The sequence below is a fragment of the Micromonospora sp. NBC_00860 genome (genome assembly GCF_045207375.1).
GTDB classification, from domain to species: domain Bacteria; phylum Actinomycetota; class Actinomycetes; order Mycobacteriales; family Micromonosporaceae; genus Micromonospora; species Micromonospora vinacea.
In genome coordinates this window covers 1312667-1335360 of sequence record NZ_CP108825.1, presented here as the reverse complement: position 1 = coordinate 1335360, position 22694 = coordinate 1312667, and the positions used below count along the sequence as shown (strand labels likewise).

The 22694-nt window shown below is 71.5% G+C and carries 13 protein-coding genes; 8 read left to right on the top strand and 5 right to left on the bottom strand.

Going from position 1 to position 22694, the window contains the following annotated elements; genetic code table 11:
* The first annotated feature begins 120 nt into the window (after positions 1 to 120).
* Positions 121 to 993 (top strand): LysR family transcriptional regulator, encoded by an 873-nt coding sequence (locus tag OH804_RS05955; RefSeq protein WP_406063358.1) that lies wholly within the window; start codon positions 121 to 123, stop codon positions 991 to 993.
* Positions 990 to 1910, top strand: a complete 921-nt coding sequence (locus OH804_RS05950; RefSeq protein WP_196924069.1) for a serine hydrolase — start codon at positions 990 to 992, stop codon at positions 1908 to 1910. The genes OH804_RS05955 and OH804_RS05950 overlap by 4 nt, the downstream gene beginning before the upstream one ends.
* Here the strand turns inward: OH804_RS05950 and OH804_RS05945 are convergent, their stop codons facing one another.
* Together OH804_RS05945 and bla are read right to left on the bottom strand one after the other, a co-directional pair.
* Positions 1911 to 2798: a CPBP family intramembrane glutamic endopeptidase gene (locus OH804_RS05945; protein ID WP_406063356.1), complete on the bottom strand. Its 888-nt coding sequence runs from the start codon at positions 2796 to 2798 to the stop codon at positions 1911 to 1913. It abuts the gene before it with no gap.
* A gap of 283 nt (positions 2799 to 3081) precedes the next feature.
* A complete protein-coding gene (gene bla / locus OH804_RS05940) occupies positions 3082 to 3981 on the bottom strand; it encodes a class A beta-lactamase (protein WP_406063354.1) in 900 nt (299 codons plus the stop codon).
* 549 nt (positions 3982 to 4530) lie between these two features.
* Between bla and OH804_RS05935 the strand changes: the two genes are divergently transcribed.
* The 4 genes from OH804_RS05935 to OH804_RS05920 are packed head-to-tail and all read left to right on the top strand — an operon-like array spanning position 4531 to position 8004.
* Positions 4531 to 5427 carry an ABC transporter ATP-binding protein gene (locus OH804_RS05935; RefSeq protein WP_406063352.1) on the top strand — a complete coding sequence of 299 codons (897 nt, stop codon included), beginning with the start codon at positions 4531 to 4533 and terminating at the stop codon, positions 5425 to 5427.
* Positions 5424 to 6173: an ABC transporter permease gene (locus tag OH804_RS05930; RefSeq protein ID WP_196924073.1), complete on the top strand. Its 750-nt coding sequence runs from the start codon at positions 5424 to 5426 to the stop codon at positions 6171 to 6173. The genes OH804_RS05935 and OH804_RS05930 overlap by 4 nt, the downstream gene beginning before the upstream one ends.
* 23 nt (positions 6174 to 6196) lie before the next feature.
* A complete protein-coding gene (locus OH804_RS05925; RefSeq protein WP_196924074.1) occupies positions 6197 to 7351 on the top strand; it encodes a sensor histidine kinase in 1155 nt (384 codons plus the stop codon).
* The gene (locus OH804_RS05920) at positions 7348 to 8004 is read left to right on the top strand and encodes a response regulator transcription factor (RefSeq protein WP_196924075.1); all 657 of its coding nucleotides are present in this window, start codon (positions 7348 to 7350) and stop codon (positions 8002 to 8004) included. Before OH804_RS05925 ends, OH804_RS05920 begins: the two co-directional genes overlap by 4 nt.
* 82 nt (positions 8005 to 8086) lie before the next feature.
* Here the strand turns inward: OH804_RS05920 and OH804_RS05915 are convergent, their stop codons facing one another.
* From OH804_RS05915 to OH804_RS05905, 3 genes are read right to left on the bottom strand one after another with little or no spacing between them, the layout of a single operon-like run.
* Positions 8087 to 9022 (bottom strand): fatty acid desaturase family protein, encoded by a 936-nt coding sequence (locus OH804_RS05915; RefSeq protein ID WP_406063349.1) that lies wholly within the window; start codon positions 9020 to 9022, stop codon positions 8087 to 8089.
* Positions 9023 to 9052: 30 nt separating this feature from the next.
* A complete protein-coding gene (locus OH804_RS05910) occupies positions 9053 to 9964 on the bottom strand; it encodes a pyridoxal-phosphate dependent enzyme (RefSeq protein WP_406063347.1) in 912 nt (303 codons plus the stop codon).
* A 26-nt stretch (positions 9965 to 9990) separates the two neighbouring features.
* Complete coding sequence (locus OH804_RS05905; protein WP_406063345.1) at positions 9991 to 16932, bottom strand: amino acid adenylation domain-containing protein; 6942 nt, start codon at positions 16930 to 16932, stop codon at positions 9991 to 9993.
* A 560-nt stretch (positions 16933 to 17492) separates the two neighbouring features.
* Here OH804_RS05905 and OH804_RS05900 point away from each other — a divergent pair.
* Positions 17493 to 21350, top strand: a complete 3858-nt coding sequence (locus OH804_RS05900; protein ID WP_406066451.1) for a Pls/PosA family non-ribosomal peptide synthetase — start codon at positions 17493 to 17495, stop codon at positions 21348 to 21350.
* Entirely contained in the window at positions 21347 to 22687 is a 1341-nt protein-coding gene (locus OH804_RS05895; protein WP_406066449.1) for a M1 family metallopeptidase, read from the top strand. Before OH804_RS05900 ends, OH804_RS05895 begins: the two co-directional genes overlap by 4 nt.
* Positions 22688 to 22694: the final 7 nt, after the last annotated feature.

The following is a 22694-nucleotide window of genomic DNA, read 5'->3' as shown; positions in this document are numbered from 1 at the left end:
GTCGTGCTGGGCACCTTCCGCGCCAGGATTGTCGGCACCGAGCGCAGGAGCCAGGAGGGGAACAATCCCGCTCAGGCCTCCTGCCGTCGCTTCCATGCGTTCCAGGTATAGGTTCGGTGGATGGATGTGGTCGCCGCCTGCCGGGCTTTCGTCGCCGTCAGCGGTCACGGCAGTTTCACCTCCGGCGCCGCCGCGGCGGGCATCCCCCAGTCGGTCGCCAGTCGCCGGATCGCCGGGCTGGAGGAACACTTCGGGGCGCGGCTGTTCGACCGGTCGTCCCGCGCGGTCCGGTTGACGCCGTTCGGGCAGGACATGCTGCCCACGGCCCGACGCCTGGTCGATCTCGCCGACGCGATGGCCGACGACGCCGAGCGGGCCCGGCTGCGCCCGCTACGGGTCGCCGTACCCGAAATCTGCCCGCCGCACCGCCTCGCCGCCCTGGTGGTCGCGAGCCGACGTCATCGGCTCGATCTGGAGGTACGGCCGGCCGGCCCGCAGGAACGCGCCCGGCTCTGCCAGACCCTGGAGGTCGGCGCGGGGCTCGTAGCGGTTACGGAGGCGGCGGCTTCCTGGCGGGTTCCGCTCGGGCTGGCCGCCCGGACCCCCTTCCCGGCGTCGACTGTGTTCCTGGAGACGCTGCGCAGCGGCCGAGCCCGCACACAGGCACGACGGCGGATCCTCATCCAGCCCGAGGACGACGTCGCCCACCTGCGGGACCCACTGACCCGTGCCGGCCAGTCGGCCGGACTGGCGCCGGCCCAGGTCACCGTCGCGCCGTCCCTCGTCGACGCCGCAGCGACGGCGCTGAGCTCGCCCGACCTGCTGCTCTGCTCCCGTCAGCAGGCCGAGGACTTCGGGCTGCACTGGTGTCCCCTCGCCGGCCCTCCACTCGTACGGGGCTACGACATCGCCGCCGGCCTCCGTGAGGACCTCGAACAGCTGAGAACAGTCCTGCACGCGGACCTGGCGCAATGCCTGGGCGCGGCGGCATGAGCGCCAGCGCCGTCGTCCGCAACGCGCGCGAACTGCTCGACGAGGCGGGGCTGCACGGCGCTTTCCTGGTCCGCCACCTCGACACCGGCGAGGAGATCGGCTTCGACGTGGACACCCCGTATCCGGCGGCGTCGCTGGTGAAGGTGCCGCTGGCGGTCGCCGTGCTCGAACGGGTCGCGCGCGGGGAACTCGACCCGGCGACGCCGGTCGATATCGCGCCCGGTCGGATCACCACACCGGGCCCGACCGGGCTGAGCCGCTTCCGCCATCCGGCGCGGATCGCCGTGGACGACCTGCTCTACCTGAGCACCGCCATCAGCGACGGGGTCGCCGCCGACGCCCTGTTCGACCTCACCCCGCCGGCCACGGTCACAGCCGAACTGCGCCGACTGCGCATCAACGGCATCGCCGTGCGGCACCGGGTCGGTGACCTCGCCGACACTCCGGCGGAACGTCTCGGCCCCGACGAGGTGCACCTGGCTCACTCCCTCGCCATCGGCGCGGCGACCTCCGGGCAGGGGCACCCGGTCGCCCAACTCGACATCACCCGCGCCAACGCCGGGTCGGCGCGGGCCTTCGTCGACCTGTTGCAGGCCCTCTGGCGGCCGTCGGCGATCCAGGAGACCGCTGCCGCGCGGGTACGTGCCCTGATGGGCGACAACCTGCATCGGCAGCGGCTCGCGCCCGACTTCACCTCCGACGCCTCCCGCTGGTCGTCGAAGACCGGCACGCTGTTGCACCTGCGCCACGAGGTGGGGGTGGTGGAGCACGCCGACGGGCAGTCGTACGCGGTCGCCGCGCTCACCGCCTCCCGGGTGCCCGCCGTCGCGCAGCCTGGCAGTGAGGCGACGATGGCACAGGTCGCCCGCGCCCTGCACGACCACCTACGGACGGGAACCCCGCCCTGGTGGGGCTAGTCAGCGGGTGGCCCGGGCCCGCCGCTCGCGCAGCCAGACCAGCGCCACCATGGCGATGTTGACGCCGCCGAGGATCAAGAGGGACGCGTCGCCGGTGTCGGTGGACCGGTCGATCGCGTAGGGCTCGCCGTCGGCCATCACCGTGTTGACGATCCCGAACAGGACGTTGTTGGCGACGTGGAAGGCGACCGGCGCCTCGATGCCGCGGCTGATGATGGCCATCAGGCCGGTGCAGAGGCCGATGAAGGTGAAGTAGCCGAACAGCCAGGGGTCGGTCGACCCGTGAAGCATGGCGAAGCCCAGGCTGGAGACGACGAGCCCGACTGCCAGAGCCGGCCGGACCGCACGCACCCAGGACGCGGCGGCGGGCAGCACGGCGCTTCGCCACAGCAGTTCCTCGCCTGCGGACTGTAGCGGCGTACTCAGTACGGTGACCACCAGCAGGCCGATCGTCGTGCCGCTGACACCGAAGCCGACCCAAGGCGTCGAGTCGGGTGCGACCAGCGCCACGACGCCGATCCCCGCGCCGACGAGCAACGCGGCTGCCATCAGGTAGTACGTCAGGCGGCGTGCGTCGAAGGCCCGGGGTGAGCTGATCAGGCTGCGCCACGGCACCTTGGCGATCCGCGCCAGGAGCAGGACCGCCACGACCCCCGTCGTGCCGATGCTGATGTTGATGGCCAGGGACTTCAACGGTGTCATCGTGGGCGACATCGGGTTGTCACTGCCCTCGATGACGCCCACGACCTGGTAGAGCACCACCTGGAGAGCCAGCATCACCAGCGACGGCACAAGGATGACCACGAGCGGCTTCCACCAGCTCATGCGCAGGTGGGCGCCGAAGGGTCGGGTGCTGTCGACCGCCGACCGGGAATGCTCCGGCGTCACCGGGCGCGAGCTTCCTGCCGGAGAGGTGCTCGGACGACTCGTCGTCTCCCAGGGGTCGTGGGATCTTGGGGTGTTCATGAGGTTCCTCTCGGGTGGCGTGACATTCCCATTGCAGCGCTCATCACGGTCGGGTTCCTCGGGGTCGTCGGGCCGCAAGGTGCAGGGCGGCAGCGGCCAGCCAACCGGCGTCCCACGCCCCCGTCGGCTCCTTCACCGCTGCCGCCCCGCAGTGTCCGGAACGTCCGTGCGGGCGCTCGGCGACGAGTGGGTGCCGGTCATCCGGTCACCAGCCGGCCATCACCACCTTCGTCGCCTCGGCGATGAGGGCGTTGTCATAACTGGCGTCCTTCTCGTCGCGGCTGGACAGCACCGCGAGGACGATCGGCGCCCGGTCCGGCGGCCAGATCACCGCGATGTCGTTGCGGGTGCCGTACCCACCAGCGCCGGTCTTGTCCCCGACGACCCAGCCGTCCGGAACACCGGCGCGGATCAGCTCGCCGCCGGTGGTGTTGCCCCGCAGCCAACCGTTGAGGGTGTCGCGGTCCGCCGGGTCGAGGGCGTCGCCGACGGCGTACGCCCGCAGATCCTCGGCCAGCGCCCGCGGCGTGCTGGTGTCCCGCCGGTCACCGGGCCGCGCCTCGTTGAGTTCGGTCTCGTAACGCGCCGGATCGGTGACCTTGTCGCCAACCTCCCGCAGCTCCTTCTCGAACTTCTGCGGTCCGCCGAGGTGGCGCAACAGCAGGTTGCCGGCGGTGTTGTCGCTGTACCGCACGGCGGCGTCGGCGATGGCGCGCAGCGTCATGCCGCCGGCGACGTGCTGCTCGGTGATCGGCGAGTAGGTCACCAGGTCGTCCGCCGAGTACCGCACCACCCGGTCCAGCTCGGCGTCGGTGGTCTCGTCGAGGACCTCGGCGGCGGCCAACGCCTTGAACGTCGAGGCGTACGCGAACCGTTCGTCGGCCCGGTACTGCACGGTCCGGCCGGTGCCGGTGTCGATGGCGTAGACCCCCAACCGTGCGTCGAACATCCCCTCCAGTCGCCGGAACTCGTGGTCTCGGTCGGCGGCGGAGGCGGCCGTTGCCACGGGGTCGGGCGTCGGTTGCCGGGCGGCATCAGCGGGGCCGCACGCGGCCAGGGACACCGCCGCCACCGCGGCCACCAGACGGTGTGTCGCAACGCTCATCATCGCTCCTTGGTCACTGCGTCGGTCCAGCGCGGGCGGCGCTGGTCGGACAGGACTCGACCCTGACAGGGATCCGCCATGTGGTCGAAGACGGAACTGGCGGTGTTCATGCTGATCTGGCATCACCGGCGCCGATCAAAGGGCACCGCCCGAGCGAATCCGACGAGGCGTTTGACGAGGAGGGGGCTCCTTTCATCGCGCTTCCACACGTACGCCCGAGGCGTCCTCGGTGTGACCGGCCGCATGGCCTACCCCTCGGTCGGCTGTTCACGGCTGCGTCTTTCGCGCCGGCTCGGTGCCTCCATGCCACCAGCCGCCGTGGCCGTCCGGCAGTGGCGCCACGTCACTCCGACGTATGACGTGGCGTCACTGGTCGCCCACTGGTCGGTGCGGACTGCGGCTCAATTAGTCACTTTCTGTAGTCACAATGTGCAGGCCGCTGAGTGAGCCGCCGACGGGTGGCCAGTGGTACCCGGGTACCACTGTCGGCCGGGAAGTGTCGACTGCGGTACCACGATCCTGACCCTGCGCACATCTAGCGTTGCTCGCATGATTCAGGTACGCGAAGTAACCAAGCGATACGGTGCGAAGACGGTCGTCGACCGCCTGTCGTTCACCGCGAAGCCCGGACAGGTCACTGGCTTCCTCGGCCCCAACGGCGCCGGCAAGTCGACGACCATGCGGATGATCGTCGGCCTCGACGCGCCGAGTTCCGGCGACGTGCTGGTCAACGGCAAGCCGTACGCGTCGTCGCAGGCACCGCTGCGCGAGATCGGCGCGCTGCTCGAGGCGAAGGCCATGCACCCCGGCCGCACGGCGGTCAGCCACCTCCTCGCCATGGCTCGCACGCACGGAATCCCGCGCTCCCGCGTCGACGAGGTGCTCGACATGGTCGGCCTCTCGGCCGTCGCGCACAAGCGGGTCGGCGCGTTCTCCCTCGGCATGGGCCAGCGGCTCGGCATCGCCGCCGCGCTGCTCGGTGACCCAGCCGTGGTGATGCTCGACGAGCCGGTCAACGGACTCGACCCCGAGGGGGTCCTCTGGGTGCGCAACCTGCTCACCGGCCTGGCCGCCGAGGGCCGCACCGTGATGTTGTCCTCACACCTGATGAGCGAGGTCTCGCTGATCGCGGACCACCTGGTCATCATCGGCCGGGGCAGGCTGCTGGCCGACAGCACCGTGGCCGACTTCGTGACCGCGGAGGGCGTCCGGGTCGTCACTCCCGCCCCCGACGCGCTGCGCACGACGATTGCCGGCCCGGGCATCACGGTCACCTCGACCGGCGCCGAGGAACTGCTCGTCGCCGGCACCTCCGCCCGCAAGATCGGCCTGGCCGCGGCCGCTCGCGGCATCCCGCTGTTCGAGCTCACCCCGCAGAACGCCTCGCTGGAAGAGGCGTTCATGGACCTGACCCGCGACGCTGTCGAATACGAGGCCTCCCGATGAAGATCACCCCTGGTGGCGTCGCCGCCGCCGAATGGACCAAGTTTTCCTCCCTGCGTTCCACCTGGATCACGACCGGCATCTCCGCTCTCCTCCTGATCGCCTTCGGCATGATCGCCTCGGCTTCCTTCTCGGGCGACAACTTGACCTCGGTCGACCTGGCCCTGTCGGGCAGCGCCCTGGCTGCTCTGTCCGTCGGTGTGCTCGGCGCGCTGCTGGGGGCGAGCGAATACACCACCGGCATGATCCGGGCGACCCTCACCGCGGTGCCGCGCCGGTTGCCGGTGCTGTGGTCGAAGAGCCTCGTGGCCGGGTCGGCCGCCTTCGTCACGATGACCGCCGGCGCCTTCGCTGCTTTCGCGTCGGGGTCGGCCGTGCTCAACGACAAGGTCGCCGGGCTGGGCCTCGGTGACGACGGTGTGCTGCGGGCCCTGGTCGGCGCCGGCCTCTATCTGGGGCTGGTCGCGGTGCTCGGCGTCGCGCTCGGCATGCTCGTCCGCTCCAGCGCCGGCGCCATCGCGATCCTGTCCGGCCTGCTGCTGATCGTGCCCGGTCTGGCCGCGCTGCTGCCGGACTCGATCTCCGAGGCCATCACCCCGTACCTGCCCAGCAACGCCGGCAGCGCGGTGATGGCGCTGACCCAGGCGGACGGCACCCTGGCGCCCTGGGCCGGCCTCGCGGTCTTCGCCGGGTATGTGATCGTGACGCTCGCCGCGGCGGCGTACCGGCTCAAAAGGACCGACGCGTAAGCGCGTAAGGGGAGAATCGGCTGATGAGCACGCAGGGATGGCTGGTGGACCGGCAGGCGCGGTTGCGGGCCTTCGACCGGCTCCGCCCGTGGGTCATGGACACGCTGGTGGCCATTCCTATCGTGCTCTTCAGCATCCCGAACATCATCGAGAATCCCCTGTCGGCGACGATCGCGACGCTGGCCCTGCTGCCGCCGCTGTACTGGCGGCGGCGGTACCCGTTCCCGGCGTTCCTGGTCACCGCCCTCATCGAGTTGATCCAGGGGCTGCTGGACGTCGGCGTCGGCGCCGGGGTGATCCTGCTCGTGATGCTCTTCGGGGTGGCCTCCCGCGGTTCGTGGCGGGCGCTGGCATGGGCCACCGTGATCACCATCGCGCTGCTGGTCGCCGAGATCTACCTGCTCAACCCGGTGACGGAGAACCGCATCATCACGCTGTTCCTGGTTCTCGGCACGTCGGGGGCCGCGGTCGCGTCCGGCGTCGCGGTGCGCACCCGCCGGGCGTACCTCATCGCTCTCGAGGACCGCGCCGCCCGCCTGGAGGTCGAGCGGGATCAGCGGGCCCGCCTCGCCGTCGCCGAGGAGCGGGCCCGGGTGGCCCGCGAGATGCACGACATCGTCGGACATCACGTCTCGGTGATCGTGGGCCTGGCCGACGGCGGCGCCGCGCTCGCCACCGCGCGGGCTGAGCAGACCGCCGAGCCGCTCCGGTTGATCGGTGACACCGGCCGGCAGGCGCTCTCCGAGCTGCGCCGGGTGCTGGGCGTCCTGCGCGAGGAAGACGCCGATCCGCAGCTGAGCCCGCAGCCCGGAATCGACGATCTCGACCGGCTGCTGCCGAGCGTGCGGGCGACCGGGCTGCCAGTCACCTACTCCACCTCGGGTGAGCTGCACACCCTCGGTCGGGGCGTGCAGCTCGCGGTCTACCGCATCGTTCAGGAAGCGCTCACCAACACCCTCAAACACGCGGGCCGCGGCGCGGCCGCAGACGTCACTCTGGCTGTCGCCGACGGCGAGGTACGGGTACAGGTACGCGACAACGGTCGCGGCGGGCCGGCTCACCCGAGTCACGGCCTGCTCGGCATGCGGGAACGCGCCGCCATGTACGGCGGCGAGGTGACCGCCGGCCCGGCCGAGAGAGGCTGGCTCGTCGACGTGGTCCTCAAGGAGCCCTCATGACCACCGTCCTGATCGCCGACGACCAGCAGTTGCAACGGATGGGTTTCCGGATGCTGCTCGACGGCACCCCGGGCATGATGGTGGTGGGTGAGGCATCCGCCGGCGCCGAGGCAGTGCGGAAAGTCGATCAGATTCGGCCTGATGTGGTGCTGATGGACGTGCGCATGCCCGGCATGGACGGCATCGAGGCCACCCGCCGCATAACAGCGGCCGGCTCACGTACCCGCGTGCTTATCCTGACCACATTCGACCTGGACGAATACGTCTACGCCGGACTGCGAGCCGGAGCGAGCGGCTTCCTGCTCAAAGACGCCCGCCCAGAGGAGCTGATCGCCGGCATCCGCGCCGTCGCGAGCGGAGACTCAGTGGTAGCCCCCAGCCTGACCCGCAAGCTGATGGACGCCTACCTCCAGCATCCGGAACCGACCACGCACGCCGACCCTCGCCTGACCACACTCAGCGAACGAGAGCGAGAGGTCCTCGAAGCAATCGGCCAGGGCGCCACCAACACCGAGATCGCCGAACGCTTCACCCTCACCGAATCCACTGTGAAGAAGCATGTCGGACGCGTCCTGGCCAAGATCGGAGCGCGAGACCGCATCCAGGCAGTCATCTTCGCGTACGACAACGGCCTGGTCGGACCGCGTGCCTGAGTACCTACTGTCACACTCAGCGGTATTCGGCCAGATCGGGGGTGATCGGGGTTGCCACCGTCCGCTCGCGGCTGCTCGAGGGCTACTTCGGGGCGCGCAGCGCCTGCCACAGCGTGCGGTAGAAGTCGGTGTAGGTCCGCTCGACGTGTGTGGCGAGCCGCCTCGTTTCCTCGTGCCGGGCGGGGAGCTGGTTGATGGGCACGCTCATCGCGGCGTGGTGCTCGATGTGCAGGTTGTTGCCGTTGGTGTACCAGGTACTCAACCAGCTACCTCGGATCGAACGGGTGTTGTGGAGCACGTCGGTGGTATCGGTGTCGCAGAGGATGTGCTCGGGCAGCTCAACGAGAAAGTGCATCGGCACGGCGGCGACGAGCGGCAGCACCCAGAGCAGCAACACGTACTCACCGAGACCCGCGACGGCCAGACCGGTGGCGGTGAGAACCGCAGCGCCCTGGACCAGGTGCTCCTGCACGACGTGACGCCGCATTTTCGGACTGATGTCACCGAACTCGTAGTTCCACCGGCCGGCCGCGCTGCGGACGACGTCCCGTAGCACGACCAGGACGCGGTGGTAGTCGAACGATCCGCGCAGCAGCGTGGCCAGCGTCAGCGATTGGCGTGTGTCGAATCCGAAGAACTCGGTGTCGTGCGGGGTGCCCAGGAAGCGGTGGTGCTGCAGGTGCCGTACCCGGTAGTGGCTGTAGACGACGAACAGTGGGAGGCCGAGTGGCACCCCGACCAGGCGGTGGGGCCACGCCCTGCGGAACGCGGAGTGGTGCAGTACCTGGTGTTGGAGCTCGACCGCGTGGGTGTACATGGCGGCCAGCAGCAGCACACCTGCGACGACCGCGACCGGCTCCGGACGCAGGGCGAGGGTGGCCCCGGCCGCGGTTATCAGGGCCAGGACGCCCAGCTTGCCGAGGAAGACGCGCTCGTCGGCGCCGGTGGTGCGGGCGCGGGCGAACAGCAGGGAGGGCGCGGGGGTAGGGATGGACGCGGGCGCGGCGGTGAGCGTCATGGTTCTTTCCTCGGGGGCGGGTGGGTGGGATCAGCGGCCGCTGAGCAGGACGACGTGGGTTCCGGCCAACGCGGTGCTGCGGGCGTGAGCGAGCAGCCCGGCCAGGGCGACCGAGCCGGCGGCGGTGGGCTGGGCTCCGTACTCGGCGAGCAGGTGTCGCGCGGTGAGCAGTTCGTCGTCGGTGGCCGCGTGCACGGCACCGCCGCTGGCTCTGATCGCATCGAGGGCCTCGGGGCCCTGTAGTGCGTGCCAGTTGACCAGCGGCTGGTTGTGGTCGGTCGTGGTGACGCCGTCCGGGGCGAGCATCCGGTACGGTCCCGGCCAGCTCGTCACCAGCGGGTTGTTGCCGGCCGAGCCGACGCCGTGCAGCGGCACGTCCCACCCGAGCTGGCCCAGCGCCTTGTGTACGGCGATGACTGTGGTGCCGTTGCCGACCGGGATCCACAACGCCGCCGGCGGTTCGTCGAGCTCGGCGTGCAGGGCGTGGGCGACGGTGCCGTGGCCGGTGAACACCGCCTCGACGTAGGGTCCGTCGACGTTGCCGTCGATCGCGCCGTCGAAGGTGGCCAGTCGTCGAGACTCGTCGACCGCGTCCTCGTAGCTGCCGTCGATCAGGTGCACGTCCGCGCCGGCCGAGCGCATGAAGGCGCCGCCGTCGCTCCAGCCGGTGGGCAGCACGACGGTGCAGGGCATGCCGACGGCGCCGCAGGCCATGGCCATCGCGCGCCCGTAGTTACCGCAGGTGGCGATGACGATGCGCCGTCGACCTTCGGCGATCGCCCGGGCGACGACCTGGCGTGCGGCGGGTTCCTTGTGGCTTCCCGACGCGTACCGGGTCTCGTCCTTGATGAGGATCCGGGCCCCGGGTACGAGGTTCTGTGCGTCGATCAGCGGGGTCCCGTACGCGTCGATGGGGTGCTCGATGTGGGTGTCGACGGACACGTGGTGGCCTTCCGTGGGGGTGGGTGTCAGCGGAGGGTGGGCAGGGCGGCGTCGGCGGCGCGCTGCAGGTCGTCGCGGGAGCCGATCTCGGCGGGTGGGAGGGCGTCGGGCAGGCCGTCCTCGAGCAGGCGCAGCCGGCGGTCGAGCCAGCCCCGAACGGCCCACGCGAGTTGCAGCAGGCCGCTGATGGTCACCAGCAGCGCGAGTCCGCGGCCGGGTCCGGTGCCGAGCACCTCGCCGACGCTGTTGGCGAGGGCGCCTCCGGGTTCGAGCAGCGGCTGGACGTACCGTTCGGCGAGAGGGCCGACCACCAGGTAGCCGATCGGCATCGTGAGCATCATCAGCGAGATGAAGATCGACAGGATGCGGCCCTGCAACTCGAAGCCGACCTTCGTCTGTACGACGGCGATCCAGTGCCCCTCGGCGAGCGACTCACCGAAAGTCAGCAGAAACATGCCCACGATCACCCACACCGGGCCGGCGCCGAGCCCGACGACAGTCATCGCGATGCTGGCCAGGCCCATGAAGAGGATGAGGCCGTGCGCGCGACGGACGGTCCCACCCCAGACGCCCATGACCACACTGCCGGCGAGCCCTCCGACGCCGCCGGCGCCCAGGGCCAGACCGAGCACCGCCGGGCTCTGCTCGATGAGCAGCATCGGGGTGATGACGGCGAAGCCGAGCGTGTAGAAGGCATGGTCGACGATGAAGAACCGCAACGCGGCGCGCAGGCCGGGGCGGCGGGTGATGTAGCGCCAACCGTTCGCGATCTCGGTGCGGAACGTCTCCTCCCGTCGATGGAACATCAGGTTCGGGAACCGCACGAGCAGGAGGGACAGCACCCCGGCCGCGAAGGTGGCGGTGTCGATGAGCAGCACGCCGGAAACGCCGACGGTGGCGATCAGGCCGGCGCCGAGCAGCGGGGCGAACACTGTGCCGACCGAAACGCCGAGTTGGCTGATGCCGTTGGCGTGCCCGAGGAACCGCTTGGGCACCAGTTGGGCGACGGCCGCGAGGTACGCGGGCCGTTGGAATGCGCCAGCCATCGAGGTGACCGACACCGCCAGATAGATCTGCCAGAGCTGCAGTCCGCCACCGGCGAACACCGTCATGGCCAGCGCCACCATGGACAGGCCCGCGACGGCGTCACTGGCGAGCATCACCCGTCGCCGGTCCCAGCGGTCGACGACCGCGCCGGCGATCGGCCCGATGAGGATGCCGGGTAGCAGGCCGATCGCGTTGACGACGGCGAAGTCGGTGAGGGATCCGGTGCGTTGGAAGACCCAGATGCTGAGTACGAGAGCGCTGAGTCCACTGCCGATCATCGAGAGGAACTGACCGGCGGCGACCGTCGCGAAGCGCGCGAGACTTGGCGCGGGCCCCGCCTGGTGGTTCCGGTGCACCGGTTCGGTCGTTACGCCGCCCGCGAACGCCACGAGTTCGGCGGCCAGCGGCTGCGCGTGCGACTTGACGAAGAAGTGCCCGGCCTTGGACAGGACCGCGAGGTGCACACCGCCCTCGCCGAAGTGCTCCCACTCGCGGTAGCGCTCCTGGTAGTGCTCGGTCACCCGGTCGCGGGAGCCCACGACGGCCAGCACGGGCGCCTTCAGTCTGGCGGTCTGCCCCAGGTAGGCGGCCGTGAAGAACTCCTCGGCGTCGCGGGCGTCGTGCCGCACGTTGCGCAGCACGAACGCCTGCTGCTGCGGGTCGTCCACGTCGGTGAAGCCGCCGCGGCCCCGCAGGTAGGCCAGGTACTCGCGGTCCGAGGTCAACGCGTCCGTCGGCACGAACCGGTAGAACCAGTCGAAGATCCGCCCCGGCAGCCGGGCCGTCGGGAAGCCCGCACCGAGCGCCACACCCGCGAGTTCGACGCCCGCCTCCTCGGCGCGCCGCGCGATCTGCATGGTGACGGCGACGCCGAGGCAATGGCCGTACAGCAGCACCGGTCCGCTGACCTCCTGGAGCTCGACGAGCACCCGCTCGGCCACCTCGGCAGAGGGCAGCAGTGGCTCGTCGGGGCGGGCGTAGTCGTGCCCGGGCAGCTCGACGGCCAGCAGCGCCCAGGTGGACGGCAGCGCGTCGGCCAGCGGCTGGTAGGCGACCGCGCTGCCACCGGAGTACGGGACGCCGACGACGGTCATGCCACCGGCGGCGAGGTCCGCGTCGCGCGGGGTGAGCCGGTGCAGCATCCGCCGCCCGACGGGCGGGCTTTCCGCGCGGCCGTCCAGCAGTGCCGCGAGTCGGCGTACGGTCGGTTGCTGGTAGAGGTCGAGCAGCGTGGGTGCCGGCGTGATCTGCCGGACCACCTTCAGCGCCGCGAACGAATCCCCGCCGAGGGCGAAGAAGCTGTCGTCAAGACCGATGTCGGCGACACCGAGCACGGCGGACCATGCCGCGGCGATCGTCTTTTCCCGTGGTGTCCCCGGCGCGGGGCCGGCCACTGTGGCACCGGTCTGCGGCGGCGTCGGCAGACGGCGCCGGTCGAGTTTGCCGTTGGGTGTCAACGGCAGCGCGCTCAGGGTCAGCACGCGGGCGGGGACCATGTGCACGGGCAGGGCCCGGCCCAGCCCGTCGCGGAGCGCGGCCTCGTCGGCCTCCTGGCCGGTCGCCGTGACCACGTATCCGATCAGCCGGGCGATACCCGAGGCCGGGGTGTGCACGGCGACCGCGCAGGACGCGACGCCCGGCAGGGCGCCCAGCGCGGCCTCCACCTCACCCAGTTCGATCCGGTAGCCGTTGACCTTGACCTGGTCGTCGAGGCGGCCGAGGAAATCGACGGTGCCGTCGGCGTGGAAGCGGGCCGCGTCGCCGGTGCGGTACATGCGGGCCCCGGGTTCGGGGGCGTAAGGGTCATCGACGAAACGTTCGGCGGTCAGCTCGGGCCGCTGGTGGTACCCGGGGGCGACACCGGCGCCGCCCAGGTACAGCTCGCCGACGACACCCGCGGGTACCGGCTCGCCGTGGGCGTCCAGCACGTACACACGGTTGTTGGGGAACGGGCGGCCGATCGGCAGCGGCGCCTCGGCGGGCAGGTGCGCCGCGGAGCCGTCGAACCAGACGTTGTCGACGGTCACCTCGGTCACGCCGTACGCGTTGACCACCCGGCCGTGCGGCCCGACCAGGCGGCGGGCCAGCTCGTACTCGTGCACGTGCCACTTCTCGCCGCCGCCGATGAGCATCCGCAGCCAGGCAAGGCCCGCGCCCGTGCGGTCAGCGTGCGCGAGCAGCCCGCGCAGCACCGCAGGGACCAGTTCGGTGCACTCGACCCGTTCGGTGCGCATCAGCTGGTACAGGTCAGCGGGGTCGAGCAGCGTCTCCCGGGGCACGACGACCAGCCGCCCGCCGATGGTGTGGGCCCGCAGCGTCTCCCCGACGAACATGTCGAAGGAGAAGCTGGCCGCCTGCTGGTAGGTCCATTCCGGCCGCAGGTCGTAGGCGCGCTGCCACATGCCGGCGGCGTGCACCAGGTTGCGGTGTGTCACGACGACGCCCTTGGCCTTGCCGGTGGAGCCGGAGGTGTAGATGACGTACGCCGGGTCGTCGGCCGAGGCGGCCGGCGGCACGTCGCTGCCGTCCTCCGGCAGCGGGTCCCGTAGGTACGCGGCGTCGACGAGCACTGCGGCGCCGCTGTCGGCGAGCATGTAGTCGAGCCGTTCGCGCGGGTAGGCGGGGTCGAGGGGCACGTAGGCCGCGCCCGCCTTGAGCACGCCCCACATCGCGACGAACAGGTCCAGACCCCGGTCCAGGCAGATCGCCACGCGGTCGCGAGGTCGGACACTCTCGGCCCGCAACCGCCGGGCGATCCGGTTGGCCCGCTTGTTCAGCTCGCCGTAGCTCATCGTATCGCCGCGGAACGTCAGCGCCGGCGCGTCGGGCGTGGCTGCGGCGTGCCGCTCGAACAGCTCGTGAACCGTCGTCGCGTCCGGCACGGGCGCCGCGACGTCGTTCCAGTCGTGCAGGATCCGGTGCCGCTCCTCGGCGGTCAGCAGCGGCAGGCGTAGTACCTCGGTGCCCGGGTCGCTCGCGGCGGCGGCCAGCAGGGTGAGCAGATGGTCGGCCAGCGCCGCCACCCGTGGCTCGTCGAACAGTTCGGTCGCGTAGTCGATGGTCAGCAGCGGTCCGTCGGCCGGGAAGTCCAAGCCGACGGCGAGGTCCACCATGGTGGCGGCGGGCGCGAGTTCCCCGGCGTACCGGACAGCCGTATCGCGCGGCGCCGGCGTGTTGTGCACGGTGAGCATCACCGGGCTGACCCGGTTCCGGTTACCGCTGCCGGGCCGCGCCAACGCGTCAACCAGGTCGGGCAGGGCGAGCGTCTGGTGGTCGAGGTCGGCCAGGACGGCGTCGCGGACCCGCGCGACCAACTGAGCGAACGTCGGTGCACCGGCCACGTCGCCTCGCATGGGCAGGATGTTGAGCAGCGGACCGACCAGGGCGGCCTCGCCCGGTCCGGTGCGTCCGGCGACCGGAGTCAGCACTGTCACGTCGGTTCGACCGGTGTAGCGGGCGAGGACCGTCTGCAGCCCGGCCAGCACCACCATGAACAGGCTCGCGCGCTCGCCTCGGCCGTAGGCGCGCAGCCGATTCAGGAGCGCGGGGTCGACGTGACGGGTCAGCCGCGCGGCGGTGAAGGACCGCGCCACCGGGCGCGGCCGGTCGGCGGGCAGTTCCAGGTCGAGGTCCGCGTCGACGAACCGCTGCCGCCAGTACTCCCGCAGGTCCGCGTCGGAGCGAGCGGTCGTGTTCCGCGCCGCCAGATCGGGCAGCGCGGCGGGAGGGGCCAGGTCCGGCTCCGTGCCGGTACGGGCGGCGCGGTACAGCGCGGCCAATTCCTCCCCGACGACCGTTGCGGACCAGCCGTCGAACACCAGATGGTGCACGACCAGGACCAGCTCCGTACTGTCGGCGCCCAGGTACGCCCGCGCGAGCGGCCCGGCGGCGAGGTCGAACTTCGCCGTGACCGGTTCCCCCTGCACCAGCTCGAGCAGGGCGTCGGAGCCGATCACCATCCGTGGCTCGGCACCGTCGTCGGGAAAACCGGCGCGCAGCAGTGGGTGTCGACGAGCCAGCGCAGTGAGGGCTCGGGCCAGCGCGGCGGGGTCGACCGGCTCGGCGAAGCGGTAGCGGATGCCCAGGGTGTGCGCGGGCAGGTCGGCGCAGACCTGCTCGGCGACCCAGAAGTCCCGCTGCAGTGCGCTCAGCGCCACCGGGACGCCCTCGGCCACGGCGACCGTCTCGGCCACCCCGCCGGTGTCGGCGCTCGTGACGAGGTTCGCCACCTCCGCCAGGGTGGGCGCCGCGTACAGCTGGCTCAACGTCAGCTCCACACCGTGCTCGTGTCGCAGGGCGCTGATCATCCGTACGGCGTCGAGTGAGTCGCCGCCGAGTGCGAGAAAGTCGTCGTCCTGGCGTACCTGCGGGATGCCGAGCACCGCCGTCCAGATCCGGGCCACCGCGCGCTGCGCTGGGGTGAGGCCGGGGTCCACGACCGGGCTGTCCGGGACCACCGCGGCCAGAGCCCGTCGATCGACCTTGCCCTGCACGGTGAGCGGCAGGCGGTCGTGGCGCACCAGGGCAGCCGGGACCAGGTACGCGGGCAGCACCTCGGCCAGGGCGGCACGAACCGCGGTCAGGTCGACCTCGCGGGCGGCCACCACGTGTCCGGTCAGCCGCGCCTGGCCGCCCCGCTCACCGAGCACCACAACGGCGTCCTCGATGCCCGGCGCGGTCCGTAGCGCCGCCTCGATCTCCCCCGGCTCCACCCGGAAGCCACGGATCTTGATCTGCGCGTCGAGGCGCCCCAGGAACTCCAGCGACCCGTCCGCGGCGCGGCGCACCCGGTCCCCGGTGCGGTACTCCCGGCCGGTAGGCCCCGGCCGGAATCGCTCGGTGGTCAGGTCCGGCCGGCGCAGGTACCCGGTGGCGACCTGGGCTCCGCCGATCGCCAGTTCCCCGGCTTCGCCGTCCGGGGTCTCGGTGTCGTCCTCGGCCAGTACGCGACACGTGACGCCGGGAAGTGGGTGCCCGATCGGCACGGCGTCGCCGGCCCATCCGGTCAGGTCGGCGACTGTGGCGACGACTGTGGTCTCGGTCGGCCCGTAGGTGTTGAGCAGCCGTACCCCGGGGCCGGCGGCGCGCTGCCACCGGCGTACCGCGTCGGGCCGCGCGGCCTCGCCCCCGATGATCGTCAGCCGGACCGTGGCGGGCACTGTCGCCTCGGCACGGTCCAGGGCGGCGACCAGGTCGTGCCAGTACGCGGTCGGCAGGTCCAGCACGGTGATGCCGAGTCCCGCGCAGCGGTCCAGGAACAGGTCGGGGCGACTGATCATGTCATCGTCGCGCAGCACGACGGCCGCCCCGCAGGTCAGCGCCGGGAAGATCTCCTCGACGCTGGCGTCGAAACTCAGTGACGCGAACTGCAGGACCCGGTCGGCCTCGGTGAGCTCGTAGCGCTGCCGGGCGGCGGCGCAGAACGCGGCGAGCGCGGACATCGGCACGACCACGCCCTTGGGCCGCCCGGTCGACCCGGACGTGTACACGACGTACGCCGCTCCCGCGCCAGCCGATGCGTGCGCTTCCGTTCGCAGCAGGGGGTCCGTCGCGACGACGCCGTCCGATGTGATGACCGCGCGGGGCTTCGCGTCGGCGAGGATGAGCTCCTGACGCGCCACCGGATAGGCGGGGTCGATGGGCACATAGCCCGCGCCCACCCGCAGGACCGCCAGCATCGCCACGACCGCGTCCCGACTACGCGGCATGCGCAGCCCCACCAGGTCGCCGTCCGACACCCCCGTCACCGTCAACTCCGCCGCCCGCTCCTCGACGCGGGCAACCAGCTCGGCGTAGGTCAGCTCACCCGCGCCGTCGACCACCGCAGCGGCCGCGGGCCGGCGCTGGGCCTGGGCGGCGATGGCCTGCCACAGTGGACCCTCCCCCACCGGCGATGTGCGGATGTCGATGGCCTGACTCATGACGTGCTCCCGGGTGTCGCAGACGGCGAAAGGCGTGCCGGCGCAAGACCCTAGGGACCAAGTGAGGTTCGCGGATGAACACCGACCGTCGCTCGGAAGGATCCTGATCACGGGCGCGTTCACCTGGTGAACGCCACGGCCCACCGGCCAAACGCTGCCGCCGCCTGCGGGAACACCGATGACTCACACCCAGTTGCGATGAACTGTGCGTGAACTCGACCACGCAGGAGTGGGGCCGTGGCCGCGCAGGGTAGGAGGAGTCCCATGACCGACGGCCAGGCCGCCGACACGGCCTGAGCAGAGACACGAGTGTGATCGGCCGGCGGCACGTCGCGCCGTTCGACGTTTCCGCAACGGGTCCCTGTGGTGGTGGACACGAAGCCGTCTTTTGCCCGTGCTTCCGGCCCGATGCGACGTAGCGTTGAGGGCTGCCCAGGGCGGGTCCGCATGCCGCGCGCCTGGTTGACGCCGATCCGCAAGACGAAAATGGTGAACGTCGGGTGCCCTTGACGAGTGAACCCCAGGTGGTCGCGCTACCGCCGTCAGCTGCCGCACCGACGATTCCTGCGGTGTTCCGATCCGCATCGGCCCCGGCCCGCCGCACGCTTGTCGACATTCTCGACGACTCCGTGCGCGCGCACGCCGACGCAGTTGCGCTCGACAGCGGTGCCACCACCTTGACGTACCGCGACCTGGCCAACGAGGTCGAGGCCGTCCGGAGGTCGCTCTCCGGGCACGGCATCGGTGTCGGCGACCGCGTGGGAGTTCGGATTTCATCCGGTACGGCCGAGCTGTACCTGGCGATCCTCGGCGTTCTCGCGGCGGGCGCCGCCTACGTGCCGGTCGACGCGGACGATCCCGCGGAACGCGCCGAGCTCGTGTTCGCCGAGGCGGGGGTCGTCGCGGTCCTCGGCGACGGGCTGACGGTGTCGCTGCGTCGTACCCCCGCAGGTCGGACCGGCCGGCCCAGCCCCGACGACGACGCCTGGATCATCTTCACCTCTGGCTCGACGGGCACCCCGAAAGGTGTGGCGGTCAGCCACGGCGCGGCGGCGGCTTTCGTGGACGCCGAGGCGCGGTTGTTCCTCGCCGATGAGGCCAGCGAGGCAATCGGCCAGCAGGACCGGGTCCTGGCCGGGCTGTCGGTGGCGTTCGACGCGTCCTGTGAGGAGATGTGGCTTGCGTGGCGGCACGGCGCGTGCCTGGTGCCGGCCGCGCGGTCACTCGTCCGCAGCGGCGTCGACCTCGGTCCGTGGTTGGCCGAGCAGCGCATCTCGGTGGTGTCGACGGTGCCGACGCTCGCTGCGCTGTGGCCGGTCGAAGCGCTGGAGGAGGTCCGGCTGCTGATCTTCGGCGGGGAGGCCTGCCCGCCGGAGCTCGCGCAGCGCCTGGCCGTCGAGGGTCGCGAGGTCTGGAACACGTACGGACCGACCGAGGCGACGGTGGTCGCGTGCGCCGCGCGGATGACCGGCGAGGGACCGGTCCGCATCGGGTTGCCGCTGGCCGGGTGGGAGCTCGCCGTGGTCGACGCGTCCGGCGCTCCGGCGGCAATGGGTGAGACCGGCGAGCTGGTCATCGGCGGGGTGGGACTGGCCCGCTATCTGGATCCGGGCAAGGACGCCGAGAAGTTTGCGGCGCTGCCCGCGCTCGGCTGGCAGCGGGCGTACCGCAGCGGTGACATCGTCCGGGCGGAGCCCGAAGGGCTCCTGTTCGTCGGTCGCGGTGATGAACAGGTCAAGCTCGGCGGACGCCGGATCGAGCTGGGCGAAATCGACGCCGCACTCCAGGCGCTACCCAACGTCGCCGGCGCCGCCGCGGCGGTGCAGCGCACCGCCGCGGGCAGCCAACTGCTGGTGGGGTACGTGGTTCCGCACGACGAGGTCACGTTCGATGCCGCGACGGCGGCGCTGCGGATCCGTGAACAGCTGCCGGCCGCGCTCGTGCCGCTGCTGGCCGTGGTGGAGGCACTGCCGACCCGGACGTCCGGCAAGGTGGATCGGGCCGCGCTGCCCTGGCCGCTGGCGACCCCGCAGGACACCGCGGGTGAGCTGACCGCGACGGAGGACTGGCTCGCTGGCGGTTGGGCGGAGATCCTGGGCGTACGCCCCACGGAGGCGGACGCGGACTTCTTCACCCATGGCGGCGGCAGCCTGAACGCTGCGCAACTGGTGGCATGGATTCGGCGCCGGCACCCGCGCGTCTCGGTGGCCGACATCTACCTCCACCCGAAACTGTCGCGGCTCGCGGCCGTGCTCGACGGGCTCGACAGCTCGGCGGCGACGCGCCGTGAGGTCCGGCCCACGCCGAGGCGCGCCGGGCTGATCCAGGCGGCGATGATGGTGCCGATGCTGACGTTGGTCGGGCTGCGCTGGCTGACCGTCCTGGCTGCCCTCGGCAACGTTTTCGCCCTGCTCGCTCCGGCACCGTGGGCACCGGTCGTGTCCTGGTGGTGGGTGGCACTGGGCTGGCTCCTGCTGTTCAGCCCGCTGGGCCGGATCGCCCTGGCCGCCGGGGGAGCGCGACTGCTGCTGCGCGGGGTGCGCCCCGGCAGCTACCCGCGCGGTGGCGGCGTGCACCTGCGGCTGTGGGCGGCCGAACGCCTCGCCGAGCTGACCGGCGCCACCAGCGTCGCCGGAGCATCCTGGATGATCACCTACGCCAGGGCCCTCGGCGCGCAGATCGGGGCCGACGTCGACCTGCACTCCGCGCCGCCGGTAACCGGCCTGCTGAAGCTCGGCCGCGGCGCGGCGATCGAGCCGGAGGTCGATCTGTCCGGCCACTGGGTCGACGGCGACGTCGTCCGCATCGGCAGGGTCCGCGTCGGTGCCGACGCCCGGGTCGGATCCCGCAGCACCCTGATGCCCGGCGCTCGGATCGGTAAGGGCGCCCGCGTCGGCGCGGGCTCGACGGTGGCCGGCGCCGTACCGGCCAACCAACACTGGGCCGGCTCACCGGCCGCAGCCGCAGTTGTCAAGGGTTCGGACGGGTGGCCCGGGCAGCGTCCCCCTCGATCGCGCACGGGTGCACGCCTCTGGCCGCTCGCGTACGGGATCACCGCCCAATTGCTGGGGCTGGTCCCGGTCGTGGCGGCCCTGTCGGCGCTCGCCCTGCTCGGTTGGACGCTCACCGTCCGACCGACGGTCGGCGCGGTGCTGGCCGCCGTCGCGGCGGCGACCGTCGCCTACGTCGCGGGCTATGCGCTGCTGGTGCTCGGGGCGGTCCGAGCGCTCAGCGTCGGCCTTCGCGCCGGACACCACCCGGTGCAGGGGCGGGTGGCGTGGCAGGCCTGGACGACCGAGCGGCTGATGGGGATGGCCCGGGTCGGGTTGTTCCCTCTCTACGCCAGTCTCTTCACGCCGGTGTGGTTGCGGCTGCTGGGCGCCAAGGTGGGACGCGGGGTGGAGGCCTCCACCGTGCTCGCGCTGCCGGCGATGACCACGGTCGCCGACGGGGCATTCCTGGCCGACGACACCATGGTCGCGACGTACGAGCTGAGCCACGGGTGGCTGCGTGTCGCCCCGGCTCGCATCGGTAAGCAGGCATTCCTCGGCAACTCAGGAATGGCGGCGCCCGGGCGTTCGGTGCCCAAGCGCGGGCTTGTCGGGGTGTTGTCGTCGGCGCCGTTCAAGGCGAAGAAGGGCTCGTCGTGGCTCGGCGCGCCGCCGATGCCGCTGCGCCGGACGGTGGAAGCCGCCGATACCAGCCGCACCTTCGACCCGCCTTTCCGGCTGAAGCTGGCCCGTGCCGCGATCGAGCTGTGCCGAATCGTTCCGGTGATGTGCGCCGGCGCCCTGGCGGTCGGCGTCCTAGCCGCACTCGCACTCGTCTGGCGGGCCGCCGGGTGGTGGGCGGCCGCGCTCGGCGCCGGGCCGGTGCTGCTGGGCGCGGCGATCGTCGCCGCCGCCCTCGCGACGGCCGCGAAGTGGCTGCTGGTCGGGCGCTTGCGGGTCACCGAGCGCGCGCTGTGGACCTCCTTCGTGTGGCGCAACGAGCTCGCGGACACGTTCGTCGAGGTCCTTGCCGCACCGTGGCTGGTCCGCTTCGCGACCGGCACGCCACTACTGACGGCGTGGCTGCGCACGCTCGGTGCGAAGATCGGCCGGGGCGTCTGGCTGGAGACCTACTGGCTGCCCGAGTACGACCTGGTGCGCCTCGGCGATGGCGCGACGGTGAACCGCGGTTGTGTGGTGCAGACCCACCTGTTCCATGATCGTGTGATGAGTATGGACGAGGTGACACTGGGCGCGGGTGCCGCGCTGGGCCCGCACGGCATCGTTCTGCCGGGCGCGAGCATCGGCGCGCGGACCACCGTTGGGCCCGGTTCGCTGGTGACCCGCGGCGACGCCGTACCCTGCGACAGCCGGTGGTGGGGCAATCCGATCACCACCTGGCCGGCGCCAGCGGCACGGTCGGCATGAATCCGAAGGTGTCGGCGTCGAGCGGCGCAACGCCCGGCGCCGGCCGCTCCGGCGACTCCTACCTGCCCGAGCACGGCAACGGCGGCTACCGGGTGCTGCACTACGACCTGGACCTCGACTACCGGGTCGTGTCGAACCGCCTCGGCGGCCGGGCGGACATCACCGCGGTGGCCGTCCAGTCGCTGTCCCGATTCACTCTCGATCTCGGTCGGCTCCGCGTCCAGGACGTCCGGGTGGACGGCCGCCCGGCGAAGTACCTGCACCGCCCGGACAAACTGCAGATCAAACCCGAGCGGCCGATCGGCGCCAGCGACACCTTCCGGGTGGAGATCCGGTACGCGGGAAAGCCGGTGCCCATCTCCGGCCGCTGGGGCGAACTCGGGTGGGAGGAACTCACCGACGGGGTGCTCGTGGCCAGCCAGCCGAACGGATCACCGTCCTGGTTCCCCTGCGATGACCAGCCCGGCGCCAAGGCCACCTTCCGGGTGGCAGTCACGACTCCCTCCCCGTACACAGTGCTGGTGACCGGTGATCCCGTGCTCCAGCGGCGGGGCGCGAGCGGCACCACCTGGGTGTACGAACGCCGCGAGCCCACCTCGCCATACCTGATGAGCGTCCAGATCGGACGCTACGAGATGGTTGATCTGGCTGTCGGTGAGGTGGCGCAGCGCGCGGCGATCCCGCCCGCGTTGCGCAGGAACGTCGCCCACGACTTCGGCCGACACGGTGAGATCATGTCGGCGCTGCAGCGGCTCTTCGGGCCGTACCCCTTCCGGGAGTACGTCGTCGTCGTCACCGACGACGACCTCGACGATCCGGTCGAAGCGCAGGGCATGGCAGTCTTCGGGCGAAACCACGTCGACGGGCGGCGCACGCACGAGCGGCTGATCGTGCACGAACTGGCCCACCAGTGGTTCGGCAACAGCCTCACCGTGGCGGACTGGCGGCACATCTGGCTCAACGAGGGCTTCGCCACGTACGCCGAGTGGCTGTGGTCCGGCGTCTGCGGTGAAATGTCAACAGACGCTCTCGCCGCGCAGTGGTACGCGTGGGTCGCGGCTCGCCCGCGCCACGTCGTCGTCGCGGACCCCGGCGTCGACCGGATGTTCGACCCGCTGGTCTACAAGCGTGGCGCGCTGACGGTGCACGCCCTGCGGAAGAGGGTCGGCGACGAGACGTTCTTCACGCTCCTGCGAGCCTGGGTCGCCGAGCACCCACACGCGACGGTGACGACCGAGCAGTTCCGTCTGCACGCCCAACGCTTCGCCCGCGAGCCCCTGGACGGTCTGTTCGGTGCCTGGCTCGACAGCCCGACGTTGCCCCCGCTACCTCGCTGAGCACATG